This window comes from Pseudomonas coronafaciens pv. oryzae str. 1_6, assembly GCF_000156995.2.
GTDB lineage: Bacteria > Pseudomonadota > Gammaproteobacteria > Pseudomonadales > Pseudomonadaceae > Aquipseudomonas > Aquipseudomonas tremae.
Window position 1 is genome coordinate 3,179,990 of the sequence record NZ_CP046035.1, and the last position, 14,588, is coordinate 3,194,577.

At 53.8% G+C, this 14,588-nt stretch carries 16 protein-coding genes and 1 pseudogene; 7 read left to right on the forward strand and 10 right to left on the reverse strand.

Annotation, left to right across the window (positions count from 1 at the left end):
* Positions 1–134 precede the first annotated feature (134 nt).
* The 6 genes and pseudogenes from POR16_RS14225 to POR16_RS14250 all read right to left on the reverse strand — a co-directional run bounded on the left by POR16_RS14225 (position 135) and on the right by POR16_RS14250 (position 7,063).
* Positions 135–518, reverse strand: a complete 384-nt coding sequence (locus POR16_RS14225) for a hypothetical protein (RefSeq protein WP_005892795.1) — start codon at positions 516–518, stop codon at positions 135–137.
* Between the two features lie 164 nt (positions 519–682).
* A pseudogene (locus tag POR16_RS14230) lies at positions 683–917 on the reverse strand (transcriptional regulator); the annotation flags it as partial.
* A gap of 167 nt (positions 918–1,084) precedes the next feature.
* Positions 1,085–1,834, reverse strand: coding sequence for a hypothetical protein (locus POR16_RS14235; protein WP_005892792.1), 750 nt, complete (start codon positions 1,832–1,834; stop codon positions 1,085–1,087).
* A 129-nt stretch (positions 1,835–1,963) separates the two neighbouring features.
* Complete coding sequence (locus POR16_RS14240; protein ID WP_005892790.1) at positions 1,964–4,192, reverse strand: Mov34/MPN/PAD-1 family protein; 2,229 nt, start codon at positions 4,190–4,192, stop codon at positions 1,964–1,966.
* Positions 4,189–5,370 (reverse strand): ComEC/Rec2 family competence protein, encoded by a 1,182-nt coding sequence (locus tag POR16_RS14245; RefSeq protein WP_042932488.1) that lies wholly within the window; start codon positions 5,368–5,370, stop codon positions 4,189–4,191. The genes POR16_RS14240 and POR16_RS14245 overlap by 4 nt, the downstream gene beginning before the upstream one ends.
* Before the next feature lie 1,039 nt (positions 5,371–6,409).
* Positions 6,410–7,063, reverse strand: a complete 654-nt coding sequence (locus POR16_RS14250; RefSeq protein ID WP_005892787.1) for a hypothetical protein — start codon at positions 7,061–7,063, stop codon at positions 6,410–6,412.
* Positions 7,064–7,252: 189 nt separating this feature from the next.
* On the opposite strand from POR16_RS14250, the gene POR16_RS14255 reads away from it, so the two are divergent.
* Both POR16_RS14255 and POR16_RS14260 read left to right on the forward strand, forming a co-directional pair.
* Entirely contained in the window at positions 7,253–7,501 is a 249-nt protein-coding gene (locus tag POR16_RS14255; RefSeq protein ID WP_005892786.1) for a hypothetical protein, read from the forward strand.
* Complete coding sequence (locus tag POR16_RS14260) at positions 7,501–7,680, forward strand: hypothetical protein (protein ID WP_005892785.1); 180 nt, start codon at positions 7,501–7,503, stop codon at positions 7,678–7,680. Before POR16_RS14255 ends, POR16_RS14260 begins: the two co-directional genes overlap by 1 nt.
* Positions 7,681–7,767: 87 nt before the next feature.
* On the opposite strand, the gene POR16_RS14265 is transcribed toward POR16_RS14260, so the two are convergent.
* Positions 7,768–8,592: an NYN domain-containing protein gene (locus POR16_RS14265; protein ID WP_005892784.1), complete on the reverse strand. Its 825-nt coding sequence runs from the start codon at positions 8,590–8,592 to the stop codon at positions 7,768–7,770.
* 523 nt (positions 8,593–9,115) lie between these two features.
* Here POR16_RS14265 and POR16_RS27090 point away from each other — a divergent pair.
* The 4 genes from POR16_RS27090 to POR16_RS14285 all read left to right on the forward strand — a co-directional run bounded on the left by POR16_RS27090 (position 9,116) and on the right by POR16_RS14285 (position 10,915).
* Positions 9,116–9,397, forward strand: coding sequence for an aldo/keto reductase (locus tag POR16_RS27090; protein ID WP_420220139.1), 282 nt, complete (start codon positions 9,116–9,118; stop codon positions 9,395–9,397).
* Between the two features lie 38 nt (positions 9,398–9,435).
* Positions 9,436–9,714, forward strand: a complete 279-nt coding sequence (locus POR16_RS27095; protein WP_420220140.1) for an aldo-keto reductase family protein — start codon at positions 9,436–9,438, stop codon at positions 9,712–9,714.
* 185 nt (positions 9,715–9,899) lie between these two features.
* Entirely contained in the window at positions 9,900–10,175 is a 276-nt protein-coding gene (locus POR16_RS14280) for a hypothetical protein (RefSeq protein WP_005892783.1), read from the forward strand.
* Complete coding sequence (locus POR16_RS14285) at positions 10,172–10,915, forward strand: Fic/DOC family protein (protein ID WP_005892782.1); 744 nt, start codon at positions 10,172–10,174, stop codon at positions 10,913–10,915. The genes POR16_RS14280 and POR16_RS14285 overlap by 4 nt, the downstream gene beginning before the upstream one ends.
* Positions 10,916–11,078: 163 nt before the next feature.
* Here the strand turns inward: POR16_RS14285 and POR16_RS14290 are convergent, their stop codons facing one another.
* From POR16_RS14290 to POR16_RS14300, 3 genes are all read right to left on the reverse strand, one after another.
* Positions 11,079–11,714: an HAD family hydrolase gene (locus POR16_RS14290; protein WP_005892781.1), complete on the reverse strand. Its 636-nt coding sequence runs from the start codon at positions 11,712–11,714 to the stop codon at positions 11,079–11,081.
* 58 nt (positions 11,715–11,772) lie between these two features.
* Positions 11,773–12,180 carry a DUF6957 family protein gene (locus POR16_RS14295; RefSeq protein WP_234887612.1) on the reverse strand — a complete coding sequence of 136 codons (408 nt, stop codon included), beginning with the start codon at positions 12,178–12,180 and terminating at the stop codon, positions 11,773–11,775.
* 753 nt (positions 12,181–12,933) lie between these two features.
* Complete coding sequence (locus POR16_RS14300; protein WP_005892775.1) at positions 12,934–13,665, reverse strand: metallophosphoesterase; 732 nt, start codon at positions 13,663–13,665, stop codon at positions 12,934–12,936.
* A 285-nt stretch (positions 13,666–13,950) separates the two neighbouring features.
* On the opposite strand from POR16_RS14300, the gene POR16_RS14305 reads away from it, so the two are divergent.
* Entirely contained in the window at positions 13,951–14,406 is a 456-nt protein-coding gene (locus POR16_RS14305) for a helix-turn-helix domain-containing protein (protein WP_051126731.1), read from the forward strand.
* Positions 14,407–14,588: the final 182 nt, after the last annotated feature.

Consider the following 14,588-nt stretch of genomic DNA (forward strand, 5'->3'; position numbering starts at 1 on the left):
CGCTAAATGAGTAGCTATCCTAGACCTGCTGATCATGTAGGTTGATTAATGATGGGCAGCAGCTCCGTAACCGTCCGAGTAAAGCAGCACACGCGGACGTTACAGTTCATTCCGTGTTTATTGCCAGCTACCAATCACAGCCCCATGTCACGCGCCATCCTGTTGTCTTCCACAGCGCCCGACGCCAGAGACGACGAGATTAGATGTTGCTGCAGAGCGCCGTAAATATGCTCTCGCAGGTGAGCCCTGATCGAAACGAAAGTATCTCCGCGTTTCCAGCCTGACAGCCCTGCCCGGCTGAAAGCCTCACCTAGAGCTTCAACCCCTTCAGCACCGACGACCGCCACATGTATCCGTTCAAGCTCAGCGTAACCCGGACGACTCCGATAGCTTTGAAATGCCAAGGAAAGCAGTACTACAAACGCATCACTTGGCATGCTTCGCTGCACGGCACACCAAACTTCTGACTCTAAACGATAATCCATTTTTACCTCCAAGCTCAGGACGGACTGATTCATATCAGTCGTCCGTGCTTGGCAACGAGTTTTTCGTCTGTAGAAGTTTTAGTTTTGTAGCCGAAGAGAAGACGGCGGGTTTGCCGCCGAAGGCCGATCTGCCCCTTCGCCCGCACTGGCGTCAGCACCGCTTAGGGCGAGGAGCTGTCGTCGTGCGGGTTCTTTTACTGCTTCAACTGACGGGATCGACGTTGTTTTTTTTCGTGAACACCAGGCCTGGCCGCATGGCGCAATGTTGATGATGTCGCGCAGACTAAAGCCATAGTGACTCACCAACTCGTGCAACTTTCCCTCGAACTCGATTTCTTTCTGAAGCTCAGACGAACCTTTCAAGGCTTCCAATTTAATCAATTGGGCAGCCAATTTTTGTTCAAGCGCGCGAAACTCGACCAGACGGGACATCGGTGACTCTTTAAAAATCAGATCGTGGCATCCAGCTTAAAGGGTTACGGCACAGCCAACCTAGCTTCTGATCTTTTGTCAGTACGGCGTTGAGTGTTTCGCCATCTAACGGCTCTCGCCCACTCTATAGCCGAGCGTCAACTGTAGAGTCCGGAGGTCAGAATGCTCTAGCTGACCTGTTCGCAGCTAGCTAACAACCGCTGTGCGTAAGCAAAACCTCTAACCCGAACCCAATCGTGGTTCACCAGGAAGATCCAGCAGAGCAAGATGACCAGTTCGACCCCTGTCGCGGCGAGGAGGATTGGATGTTTCGCCAACGCCTCCAAGCTCAATTCTTGCAGCGGCAATCCTATCGTGTGATACAGACTCACCAAGCAGAGCGCGACACAGGATAGAGCCATTAGGACACCTGCGGGCTTGCACGCCGTCAGATTCCGCGCGAATCCATACTCCACGTTTTCGTCGAATATCATGGCGTATTTTTTCGTATCTCTCGTCTGTTCACGCAGGAAGTTCGCAGCAGACCGATACACATCATCTGCAGCCTTTGGGTCAGTTTTTTCTTCCTCTTCCGTGATGATCGTGAAATCCTTTATGAGCTCCGCTAGGCGCCGCATGTAGCGTTTTTTCGTGGGCCGCTCCACCGTGTCGTCTGAGTGCCTCAGCACGACGGTGGTTGGGGCACCACCCCACGCCTTGAACAGCTTCTCCTGGAGCTTATTGCCTTTGCTGGACATCTGGCTCGCCGCAAATGCGACCACGCCGAACGATACCAAGAAGGTTGCGAGCACCCCGTTCAAAGATCGTGCAACTTCAAAGAAAGCCATGACGTAGATTACTACCGGCAACACCAACAGCAAAGCAGGCTTGACCCTGGCCTTGTACTTATACGCATCAAAAACCTGGCTAAAATCCATACTAACCCCTCACGCAGTGCATGGTACCTGGACATCAATCTAACAAGCACGCTTCGATAATTTAGTCATGTCGCGCAATTTCACCGAGCGCCAAAAACGAATCAACGTGAAAAACCGTTACCCCAAGGCTCAAGTCACATACACGCCAAGGTCAGCATCGGAAACGATCAGCATCAGTGCCGGTAAACCCTCTATCTGCATCCGGCTTACCAGCGTGGCAAACAGGACATGGTCGTCCGCGCTCTGCTTGACGGAACAACCGTTCGGGTGGGAATGCCAGTCACCGACATAGTCAACGATGCCAGCAGTCAGATCGTGCACCTTCCTCAGTGCTTCTAATTGACCTTCCTTGCCCCGGATGAAGTGAGTGGGGCTCGACTCGCTGTCGGGTGGAGGTGGCAGGGTATCGACCAGAACGATGGTCTTCGTCTTCAAATCAGTGATACCTAGAATGGATCCGCCGGTTTCGTTGGGAAGGGCCGCAAGCCGCTGAGCCTTGATCATGTCGACAAGGCCACGGTCGTACGTTACCGACCATTCTCCAATCGTTGCGCAGGTGACGGGATGCACCTGGGCCTCGTAGGATTCCACACTGCCCGACTCATCATCCAACGTCGATACCAGGATCTTGGCTTCTGCACCGATTACCACCTTGCGCAGCCTCCGAGAAATTAGCCCCGCGTGGACATGGATGTTTTCATTTGACATGCGGAATGAAATATCCCGGCACCCGCCGCCCACCCACCGATCGCCGAGGTGGTTAACAAGATGGGCCTCACCCCAAGGGCTGTTCAATATCGCGCGGTAATACTGCCCTTCAAGGGCATCCAAACGCTGCAACCGTGCCGAGTCTTCTAGCAGGATGACATTCGACATCCCTGATGGGGTGAGGAACACGCTGGCCATGCGAACTGAATGATCCCGTCGCGCCAGATCGCGAGGCACAGCCAGCGTCGTGGTAGAATCGATCAAAAGGTCAGCGTGCTCTATGGCCTCATCGATCCTGGGATCATCGGCGAGAATACCATCGCAGATCGCAGCGGGTATCGGCTCGCCCGAATAGATCTGGCCTACCATCATCTGGAGCACATCCGCTTTGCGTAATCCAACAAATCTGTCGCTTGCGACATGCCTGACCAAGTTGTGGGGGAGGAGCAAATCCGGATCTACATACGTCCAAGTGCCCCACGCCAAGCGAGCCCAGATGTCAGCGAGCATCCCCCCTAGCGCACCTACACCAGCCAACACACCCTTGAAAGTTGCAGTGTCAGGATCGACAGCAGAGAGGTCTCGGGCAAACGCCGCGTTCAGCGATGATCGCACCTCCACTGGCCTGAGGCTAAGCCCCTTCCATGTATCCCCCGTGTAACCTCCCAAATGGACGGCGGGATAACAAACACCGTCCGCATTTGGCGGTGCCAGCATCTCGAATGAGGCTGCCAGATCAAATAGATTGATCTCCAGCATGTAACCTTTGACATCCATCCGATCCGCTTCGCCATTGCGAAGTCTGGGTACCCAAGCCAGGATCAAGATGCCCTGGTTTTCGTTCTGAGCCGTCCGACTGAGCCCGCCAGAAGCTGCTTCACGCACAGCATTTGAAAGTTGCGCAGACAGCTCGCTGCCCCACTCCACCAACTGGTCATGCAACTCCCCAAGGTTGAGCGGAAACATTGCCACCGACGTTGGCTCAACGGGCGGCACCATGATATTGAGTAACCGGTAATTGCTTTGCTGGGTCGATCCACTGGAATCCATGACCGCACGTAGCGTGATCTTGTCGCTTTTGTCTGTCATCAGGACGTGCAGTTTGCAATCGTCACTCGCCAGCTGCTCCGGAGTTAGCGCTGGCAGGATGAGCTGGAAAGGGCTCGCGTAGAACATTTGCTCCAGCGGTTGATCTTCACGGTGTAGGCGCAGCTCCGATGACTCACGCAGCCACCAGAACAGACGCTCAAGAAACCGTTCAGCCGTCCAGATGCGCTCAACGCCACTCCACTCCACATCGTAGAGGCACAGGATCTTCGGCGTACCCGGCACCGAGCCATGAAGATGTGACAGCGCAGGAAAATCCTTGCGAAGCGCATGCACAGTCACCGGAACACGAAGCCGTGGATTCACAGCGATGGCTAACTTCTCTACGCGGTGGATTCCCCCAAGGTTAGCTTTGGCAATCGTGCCATCGCCCGCCTCGATGACGACGTACTCAGTTACTCCCCCTGCCTCAGCTTCCTGCCGAAGCTCCAGAAACTCGACGCCCGAGGCCCCCTTGCATGCTTTCACCAACGCTCGGGTGCTGGCATGAACAGGCTCGGGCTGATCGCCCATTGGGTCACCGACCGCATAGAAACTGGTCATTTCCTGGGAGCGCCTGCGCGAGGGGCCGCAGCAGCTGCAGCCGAGGTCGCAGCTGCGGCAACCGCTACAGCAGCTTTGACCACCGTACCGTCAGAGGCCGACTCCAATTCGAGCACGCCTTTGGAGCCATTCTCTTCCGCGCAGGCGAACCAGCCATCCACTGGGCGCAGAATCGACCTGTATTCACGTTTGGCGCGTATGCAAGGTGGATCGTTGAAGTCGTCAACGATCTTCTTGCTGCTGGAGACAATCGTCGCGCCCTGCTTTGCCTGGCCAAGAGCATTGCGCGCGGCCTGGGAAACCTTGGCGTCCTCGCCTTTGTCCGACCAGCTGTCCCAAGACAGGGTGTGCCACGAGCAGTGGTGCGGAGCGAGGAGCAAGTCGTAATCGAGCGTTTCTGGGTCATCCTCAAAGCGTTTCCACATCCGCTCCCAGATGAGAACTTCGGCATCACCACCTATGAAGAACCGGGTACGCTTGGTGCTGAATTGAGACGGCGAGATGTGCATGTTCATGACGATGCTCGACTCGTTCTTGGTCAGCTCTTCCTCCAGCGCAGCATCATCTTCATGAGGTGCAGGAGCCAGGAGATGGGCCCTGAACACTGACGAAGAAGCCCCATCAATGTCACTGAACCATTCGCCAGACTTCACCAGGATCGCGCGCAAATCGTCAGTTTTGCCATCAACGTCTTCACCCATGATCTTGATGCGGTTGCCACTCACTGCCCAGCGGTGATCACGCCAATGCTGGACGCGCCGACGCGCCTCTTTGTTAAAAGCGCTCGCGTCATCGCACAGCGTGTGATTTGGCGACCGACGCCGAAAGACCAAAGGCGAAGACCAGAGCTCGCGAATGATGATGCGCTTTTCCCCGCGATCCTTTTTATCATCCGGATACTGATCGGGAGGGCCCAGCCAGAAATGCTTGCTCAGCCCGCCGCAGTGATCCTTGTCCGGATGGCTCAGCATGAAGGCATCGACGTACGGACGATCCTTCTCATCCCGTAACAGCCGTTCGCGCAGTGCTCCTCCTACATCGGGAGTGTCATCGTTCGGGTCGTCAGCTTTTCCCCGGATGTGACAATCTATCAAAATGCTTGTGACATTGAAGTCTGCCAAGCGTACAAGCGTCATATCCCCGTTACCGACCTGGAAAAAAGTAAATTTAGCGGGCACTCGAATCTCCATGCACTATATGCAAAATAACCCTCTGGCCATAGCTAAGCGTCATCTTCCATACACTGAAAAACGTTTATGTTTTATGCACCACCACGCCACTTATAAGACAGGGCGAAAATGATTCATGGCTTTGGTGAGTAATATTTACGCAACATGTGCTGAGGTCAGATTTCAAGAGAATCGGGGTAACGTTGAGATGCTCGCTCCCTAGTGCCTGGACAACCTAATCGGCAAGCTTGGGACGCCACTTCAACCGCACATTACCACCCGTTCTTCGCTGGCCATGGTGACTACGATGAGCCAAGGCCCAACCGAATGCCACCTAGCACAACCCCAAAAAATCCGTTTCGAGGCCGCCCCGAAAACACTACATTTAGTGCCTTCAGTAAAGGACAGATACAACATATTCAAAACAACGCGCGACCGCAAGTGGCTATCGCACGAATAGCTTGCACACTCAGCTGCGGCTGGATCCAATTTTTCAACTGTACGGATGCACAGCCCTGATGTTTCAAGGGTTTAACAAAAACAGGATTGACACAACTTGTTACAAAACCAGCTCAGCTAGAGTTCTTTCTGTGAAACATATTCCAACGCACCCAATCGAACGACTGAAAACCGACAGCAATCAGCGTCAAATTAGCGACAAAGAAGTTGCGCTAATTTTACTTATCAAGCCATCTAATCGACACGTCGCGCTTATGATCGGACTCTAAAGTTAGCAAAGCTGTTATGCATGAACGAGCGAGGCCTGCTGCCTGAATCTGCGTAAATTCATTTTTGGTTCCATAGGGATGCATGCATCAAAGAATGCTGCTTCCCCCCGTTGGATTACGCCACTCATCACACGTTAAGTGCAGATGAAACTCCATTAAGGGGGACGGCCAAACCCACGTCGTTCCGACTGCTATTCCAGGTCTGGCACCGATGCACACGGTCACCCCTAAGATGGCCATCCCACGCGAGTACCAGATGTCGGCCATGTTCGCGCGCTTAAAACCCTCGAACAAGGTGCAAACGCACCTTACCCAGCGCATCAAAGCGACATCATTTTCGCAAGTTGAGCCGGATCAAATACGCTGATCATGTCCTGATGAAGATCCTCCGGCAGCACTCGGGAATCAGGCAAGTGGCCAATCAGATAGCACCGCAGCGTTTCTGTGACGTGCGCCGTCAGCTCCTCACGGATCTGAGATTCGATGTCTGCTTTTGAGAAGCCACTGCCGTAGTCATATACAGCCCCTCTCCAACTGCTGTTGATTAAGTGGAAGCTGGTTACGTTTCTCGACGCTTTACTGCTGTCTTTGAAGTAGCCGGTGCTGGTCACCCGATGAAAATAAGCCGAGTCCACTCTGAAATGCTCATATCCATCATCGCGCCAGAACTCCGGCAAAACGAACACGAAGCGCTGAAGCATTTCAACCGAAATGGCTTCTGGGGGAGTGACCTCAACCAGCACATTGGCCACGTGCTCAGGAAATGCCCTATCCACGGTCTTCCACTTGAACTGGCATGAGACGCTGAAGCCCGACATATCAGTATTTACTGCCTCAGCTACCTTCTGTGCCACAAGCAGCCTTAAGCCATCACTGACGGGAATCCCGGCGTATTCAACCATGCTCGCATAGTTGGCGTACTCGACAGGGTCAAATCTGATGCTGACGGCCTTCTTGATTTTTCCTTCACTCATGATTACATTCCAAATCGTATGACAGTTAATTCGTCGATTTCGCAAAACGTGACCAAGGTTCTCATCACTGGTGCTGGTTGTCATCCGAAATCTGTGCCGCGACCTATAAGACCAGCACTGAAGCAATCCAAATCATGCATCCGTGATGCATCCCACTCTCAGGCACCTAAGTGCCCAAGGAACAGTACAATGACAACCCAAAATACCTACATCTCATCAAGCACCGGGATGGAAGAAACCGCCACCGCTACGCTGCTTTCTAGGCAGTTCAGAACGTTGCGCAAGCTGCATGTGGTCTTCAACGAGGAGCAAACCCAGTCGATCAATGCGCAACTCGACTTGATGGAGAGCTGCTACGGCAAACGTATCTCCGTCAATCACTTCGTCAAAAAAGCCATGCTTGCCAAGGCGGCTCGGGCATTGAAGGGGGATCAGTAATGGCTCGTACTAATCCGCCACGCGCGATCGCAAACAAGGTCTACACCATCACTCCAGGCACCCGTCAGCGGGACTTGATTGATGAAGCCGCCAATGTCCTGAATATCACGCCCCGGCAGCTAGCGGTTGATGGCGCCATGGAGGCTTGTAAAGACATGATCAAGGCGATGGCCAAATAACCCGCTGGAAGGGGCTCCGCCGGTCAACACTGATCGGCATAGCTTTTGCGGTAGGGCTTCACACGGATCACCGAAGGTGCTGCGCAGCTACTTCCCAAAGCCTTGTGATTTTTCCGTCACGGATCCTCCCTCCGCAACTAGGCTCACTGTCCAATGCCCGCCAGCCTCGCGATGTGTTTCGAACAGGTCGTAGGTCTTCACCATATCCAGCAGCCCGGAATGCCCATACTCAGCAGGAGAAAAAGCTGGGTTGGTTCGCTTGAGGTAGAAGCCCAAACCACTCAAAGTTACTCGCCCCTCCGTGGTGCCTTCGGCCAGCAGTGAAACGGCGTCAATCACGAAACGAGGCCGACGCAGGACAGGTTTTCCAGGATGATCAGAACCGTCCTTCTTCGCGTGAACAGAGGATGGCCTTGCAGTCGGCATATCTAGCGCATCCTTGCCAGCCTGATCAATCTTGATCGGCTCCTCGTTGCGGCGCCACTCGAAGAACTGATCACTGGCATTGCGAAGGGCATCAGGTGTCTTCGGCTCTCCGACGATGCAGACGGACGCACCTCTTTCACGCAGTTTGCGGCACAGGTAGGCAAAGTCTGAGTCGCTGGTCACGAGGCAAAACATGTCGGCGCGATGGTCGAAAAGCGCTTCCAAAGCGTCTAGCGCCAATGCGATGTCTGAGGTATTTTTGCCCGACGCATATTGGTACTGAAGACACGGCGTGAAGGCCAATCTGACCAGCGCCTCCTGCCATTTGTTAGCGAGAGTGCCGTGATTGCCATACCCACGCCGCAGGACGATGCGACCAAACTGCGCGACGACCTTAAGAGCATGCTCCAGGACTTCAGGCGAAACGTTATCGCAATCTACCAGGATGGCAACACGTGCATCCCCGTTGTTTAGAACTGCAGCCATTCATAAGCTCCATGCTTTCATGTGGTTTTATATGCGTTTTACGTTGAAGGCGTGTCGCCCCTCCCCCCGCTTGCCGTGCGCCGTAATGAACCTGAATTGATTCCGAAGACAAACAGCGTTATCAGGCGCTGCGCGACTTAGTAGCAAATTGATAGCTTAGACCCACCCCTGACACATTGCATGCTGAGCGGTTGATCTGGCGGCTCTTGCTCTTGAGTAACCCACAACGCTGATCAGTCGCTCAGGGAAGATGAGGTACCGCATATGGACAAGCACGCCCCTGAGCACCTGTTCCGCCTTCTCGCGCAAGGGCCCTCGCTGTGTGACACCGGGCCGAAACGTCTACCGTGCTCCAAAGATCATCCGCAGTGATCCGGCGCCTGGAGCCTAGCGCTCCCCCCATGTCAGCGATCGAACTTGAAAAGCAGCTTCGCCTCTCCTTGGAAAAACAACTGCCTCGTAACCGTTCATCACTAGCCACGCATACGGGCCCGACGTCGCGGAACCATTGATTCGAAGTGCTTTGTTTCCCTATCCGGATGACTTGATCATCGCGACGAAAGGAGGCTTTACGCGGCAAGGGCCTGGACGCTGGACGCTGGACGCTGGACGCTGGACACCATGCGGTGCACCGGCCTATCTGCGTCAATGCGTTGAGATGAGTTTGAGACGGCTCAATGTAGAGGCGATTGACCTTTACTATTTACACAGGGTAGCCCCCACTATCCCTCTATCAGATCAGGTTGGAGAGCTTGAGCGGATGCGGCAAGAGGGGAAAATCAAAGCTCTGGGAATGTCCAAGTAAGCATCGTCCAGTTCGAAGAAGCGAGTTCGATTGTCCCGATCGCGGCTGTTCAGAACCCCTTTAATCTCCTTCAAACTGGATCGGCGGAAATAGTGGCTTGGTGTGAGAGCAAGAGTGTTGCCTTCATACCTTACTCTCCACTGGGAGCTGGGAAGTCCCTCGATCCGTCTCAACCATGTAGAGGAATCACCGTCACGCCCCAGGAGGCTTTGAAATGGCTCTTGGATTACTCCGCGATTGTGCTCCCAATAACGGGCACATCAAGCATCGTCCATCTCATGGAAAACCTTCAATCGGACGGCTACCTTAAGCGCTAACGCCTCGCTGGGCCTTACTCGGTCGAACGATCAGATAGAGAATCGTCATGCAGAGCATTACCAACCCTATGCGAGGTCGATCAGAGGGCCTAGACGTCTTGGGCCGCAACTCGTTGCGTGCGGAGTGGCACCAAAAATCTCGGAGTAATGTAGAATGATATTGTACCAAGTAAGAGAGCCGCTTAATGACTCGATCAGCTACCAAAAGCGTCGCCAGTGAAGTCCGCCATTTGGCTAAGGTTCACAAAGTAACTGCGAAGCGGGACAGCGTCAGCCGCATGGCTAGATGCATCACTTCCTTGTCCGGCGACACAGTTGCTCTGGATACTGTTGAACAGCTGCTGGTGAATTTGAAGCGAAAAGGTGTGATGAGCACATCCGACCTGCTCTCGATGCAGGTGCGATACCTGAAGGAAAAAAGCGCGAGCAAATCCAAGTCTAAGAAGAAGCTTAAGGCGTGAATTTTGACCCTTTCGGTGATTTCGAGACTGCTGGTTATCTGCGAAACCGCTTCCAGCTGACCGATCTCAACACCGTTAAGCGCCTAGAGCATTCCTCGTTCGAAGCGAACATCGAACAGGCGCTTGGCCATCTTGCCCATCTCAAGGACGTCGATTACGCATCCATCCTTGATGTGCATCGAATACTGTTTCAGGACATTTACCCGTGGGCTGGGCAAGATCGAATGGCAGTGACGCCTGACCTGCGAATCAGCAAAGGGAGAAAAGGTGAGCAAGGCTACACCGAATTTGCTGACGCTGAAGATATCGTCCGCGCCGCTGATTATGCAGTTTCCTTGGCGAACAACCACGCTCGGTTTAAGGACAGGCCTGGTGAGGTTATGGGCCTGCTCGCCTTGGCTCACCCCTTCCTTGATGGCAACGGCAGAACCATTCTTCTTATCTTCACGGAACTCAGCTATCGAGCGGGCTTCAGCGTCGACTGGTGCCAGACCACCAAAGACGACTATCTGGCGGCTCTGAGCGCAGAAATCCTAGACCCAATCCGGCGGCCGCTGGATGAGTACTTTAAACCCTCCGTGGTCGCTGCCGCCAAGCGCAAAGACTGGCCGGCTCTAATAGGTGGCATTCAGGGACTGGACGGGCTGGACAATGAAGACCTGGATTACCAGAAACTAGATGGCACACAGTCTCAACCGCAGTACAAAGGCTATCTAGCTGAACGTACCTCATCTCCCTAGTGATGCGCGAACAGATCAGTGGTTACAGGGCAGCGTTCGTATGTCAGGTAGCTATGCACTAATCCCCGTGCAGACAAAGCCTGATTTCTGTACATCATTCTGGCGGGGTTACACCACTTTCCTGACATTCTTCATTATGTTCTACATCAGCGACCGCCCCGAATTAACGAATGTGGTCTATCACCAGTTCGACGAATTGTCGAAGGTCATTGATTGCCCCCTGACGTTTACGATCTAGATGAAGCCCCATCATCCCGACCAACCTCGGGCCATCCTGGTCGCATCTCTTGGAATCACCAATCATCACTACCCGCCCCCGCTCGCCGCCAAATACATGCCCTGGCTCGACGTCCATTTGGCTGCAAATCGATCGGTAAATTGAGGGTTCGGGCTTTACAACACCAAGCTCGAAGCTAAAAGCGTACCCATCTAGGTTCGGGAACAGGCCTCTTACAACAGGGCCGTAAGGGGCGGCTAGGTTCGAGCAGATACCGAGCTTCAGCCCTGCGTCTCGTAGGCGTGACACTGCCTCAACAGCATCGGAATAGGCCTGAATTGACGCAAGCTCCCGCTCCAATGCCTGATTCATTTTCCCTCTCTGCTGCAGGGTTAGTTCGATGCCTATAAATGACGCCATCTCTTCGAATGGCAGGTTTGTCGTCATTACAAGACCGATGCTTTCTGAGCCTAGAACAACCCCTTGTCGACGGCCCTCCCTGATCAACTGCCGGTAAGGGTTAGTCGGGCGCTTGATCCGAACGATCGTCCCGAATGCATCGAGCACCACCGCCGCAATCATTTGGTTAGCTCCTTGTCATCAACGCTGAGCAGAGTCATCACCCACGTCCCCCTTCGCTTCAAAATAAACGCACGACAGTTGACAAAGACATGCACGTCCGGCGCCCATTCCCAAGCAATACATAAAGCTTTTTTTCAGTTTGGAAAAACATGTCGTCAGTAAAACTAATCATCGGCGTCGTACGAAACCAACGCGACTTGCTCATCGTCGAGCTGTCGTACAGTGTGTCAAAGACCAGCAGCATGATTGGCTTCTTCCCTTCGGCCGCCAGCTCTTCTACAACAAGATCAGGTGCGTCTAGGTCAAGCCACACCCACTCGCCTAAGATGCAAAAGCTTCGGCCTGGAAATTGTTCTTCGGTAATCCTAATCGCCTCATCAAGCTCGATTCGGCCTCCTGCAATGACTGCGCTTGGGCCAATCATCTGACCTACATCAAAGTCCTCCATCGTCGCTCCTTCTTTCATTCAGTCTTTCTGAAACACGCGCTAGGCTCTTCAACGGAGCGAGCCCCATACAAGCGCTCAACCTTTCCCGCCAAGAGCGTATCTAGTGCAAAGTGTCGTGGCCTACTGAGCCAGCAAACAGAAGCCTGCCCAATGCAAAACCGGCATCGCCTTCATCTCCAATCAGTAAGTAATGACTGCCCTAGAAAGTAGTCGCAATCGTCCAGCCTGCTGCTCCGGCCCCCCCAATGGTTTGGGACGCCCGGATCAAACCGCCATCTTGAAATCTACCACTCAGATCCATGTACACCCGGCAGATTAGGCAGGGGTGGTCGACCTTCGACCTCCACAAAAAAGCACCTATCGGTGCTACGAATTTGATAGATGCCGCAGCGTGCACTTCTGCTGGCCAATCAACTACCGTGGCCATGTATTCGCCCCCCAGCTCCCTGCTCGGTCACAAGGACGTAGTAATCCCTACCATCAACTGTCTGGAGCAATCTGAAGCCTCCGCGGACATCGACCTGACGCACCGGGCGAGTTGCTACTGTCATACCGTCTAGCAATGCTCCCGACTGGTCGCAAAAAACCGTTGCAGCGTAGCGAGTTCCAACGCGGGCCGCATTCACCAGATAGGCGTCCACCAAGACGCCCCAGTCATGCAACATCGCCTGGACAACCTCCCCTGGCAGGTCAACCTTTTCCGGCGATTCGGATCGTAAAGGTGCGCCGCCAGGAGCTGCCGTTAAGTTTGATTTCAAATGCAGGCGCTCCTTAGATCTCTATTTCAAATAAGGGATCGAAGCCCGTTGACTCACCGGGATATCCGCGCGGATTAGAGACAACTCGGCAGCCTGCCAGCTCGATGTCTACAGCTTCGTGCGTGTGTCCAAACACCCAGAGATCCGCTTGCTCTATGAGGTGAGGCCAGTCGTTGGTGTACGCTGCAGTAAGATGCCCTTGATGCTTATATCCGCTCACAGCTGGTGAGGGTGAGTGGTGAGTGACCACGATCGTTTTGCCGTTGAAGGGTTTGCAGAGTTCCTCGGTTAGCCATTTCTCTGCCCGGTGGTTTCGACTGATCAGGTCGTCCGGGCGAAGGCGTCGGTAATTTTCGATGCGGATGTATTTAAAGTCGTTCATAGATGCTCTAGCCATGCTGGAGGCCGCCATTTGGTCGCCGCTTGATGAAAAGTCTGTCCATCCAGTGGTACCTAAGATCCTGACGTTGCCATGCACCAGGGTTTCATTTTCGAGCACGTGCACATGGCCGGCCGCTGAATCTTTCATCTTTTTTAGCGTCCGATCAATGTGCCCATCGTAGAACTCATGATTGCCACAGACGTACACGACTGGGCAGGCGAACGTATCATTAGCCCAGTTCACTCCCCTCGCCCTCTTGTTGATGTCACCCCCTAAGATCACAAGGTCGACCGCTGCTTCGAGCGCCGGCGGATCGAAGCGGACGAACTCATGGTGCAGGTCGGAGTAGATCCTAAGCTTCATCAGCACTCCCAATGCTCAGTGATATGTCGGCAAGCCCACTTGACCGATGGCACAGAGATGTTCATGTGCCGCTACCAGAAGACGTGTTTAAATTCGATTTATCAGATAATTGATGTTTGGCCATCCGGTTTCAGCCATCGCCTCGGCGCCCAATCCGGAGCGAGTGCGGCATCCGGACATCGCTGTAGCAGTAGCAGCCCACCACCAAGCCCGATCAATTAAATATATAGATTTGAGTGAGTATTAGCAAACGCGGCATATCATTTCGTTTGCGCTAGAACACCCATGATGCCGCTAAACCAAGCGTTCGCAGCAGCGATGAAGTTCGTTAGAGCACACCACAAGCTCCTGCAGCAGGACGTGTCCACTGGCCTTAGTCAGGCCCGAATCAGTCAGTTGGAATCCGGCAAAAACAGCGCAACGTTGGAGACGACGCGGCAGGTCGCACAAGCCATGCGGATGAATACAACGTCGTTCGTGGCAACGGTTCTAGCGGTGCACGACAAGATCACGCCCCGTGAGGTTCTTAACGAAGCCATTAGAGAACTGGAGTCTCTCGGGCTGCTGGACGTGGATATTTCTCAATACTCCCCCAAGTCAGATCATCCGGTTTCACAGAAGTCAGCAAACACGCGTGCGGAGGTGCAGAAACTCAAAGCTGCAGGGCACAGGCATGTAGATGTTGTAAGAATGCTCGGCCTCGGGAAATTGACGGTGACGCGATACTGGCGGGAGGAGTGAAATGCGGGTAGGTATCAGACGCTAATTTCGAATTCGCGGAGGAGCCTTGGTGCCGCGGCACGGGGCATATCAGAGCAGCACGCCTGAGGGTCAATCGAGAATGAAGGGCGTTTCAGCGCTCTTCATAATCCAACCGGTCAGAGCCGGATAGGCTCCTCCAGTTCCGTCAGCAGGGCCAGCAA

Bases quoted from the DNA above. Each gene is read 5' to 3' on its own strand.
- POR16_RS14225 (WP_005892795.1), bottom strand. From the start codon at position 518: ATGAATCAGTCCGTCCTGAGCTTGGAGGTAAAAATGGATTATCGTTTA.
- POR16_RS14240 (WP_005892790.1), bottom strand. From the start codon at position 4,192: ATGACCAGTTTCTATGCGGTCGGTGACCCAATGGGCGATCAGCCCGAG.
- POR16_RS14260 (WP_005892785.1), top strand. From the start codon at position 7,501: ATGGCTCGTACTAATCCGCCACGCGCGATCGCAAACAAGGTCTACACC.
- POR16_RS14265 (WP_005892784.1), bottom strand. From the start codon at position 8,592: ATGGCTGCAGTTCTAAACAACGGGGATGCACGTGTTGCCATCCTGGTA.
- POR16_RS14280 (WP_005892783.1), top strand. From the start codon at position 9,900: ATGACTCGATCAGCTACCAAAAGCGTCGCCAGTGAAGTCCGCCATTTG.
- POR16_RS14290 (WP_005892781.1), bottom strand. From the start codon at position 11,714: ATGATTGCGGCGGTGGTGCTCGATGCATTCGGGACGATCGTTCGGATC.
- POR16_RS14300 (WP_005892775.1), bottom strand. From the start codon at position 13,665: ATGAAGCTTAGGATCTACTCCGACCTGCACCATGAGTTCGTCCGCTTC.
- POR16_RS14235 (WP_005892792.1), bottom strand. From the start codon at position 1,834: ATGGATTTTAGCCAGGTTTTTGATGCGTATAAGTACAAGGCCAGGGTC.
- POR16_RS14255 (WP_005892786.1), top strand. From the start codon at position 7,253: ATGACAACCCAAAATACCTACATCTCATCAAGCACCGGGATGGAAGAA.
- POR16_RS14305 (WP_051126731.1), top strand. From the start codon at position 13,951: ATGATGCCGCTAAACCAAGCGTTCGCAGCAGCGATGAAGTTCGTTAGA.
- POR16_RS14295 (WP_234887612.1), bottom strand. From the start codon at position 12,180: ATGAAAGAAGGAGCGACGATGGAGGACTTTGATGTAGGTCAGATGATT.
- POR16_RS14250 (WP_005892787.1), bottom strand. From the start codon at position 7,063: ATGAGTGAAGGAAAAATCAAGAAGGCCGTCAGCATCAGATTTGACCCT.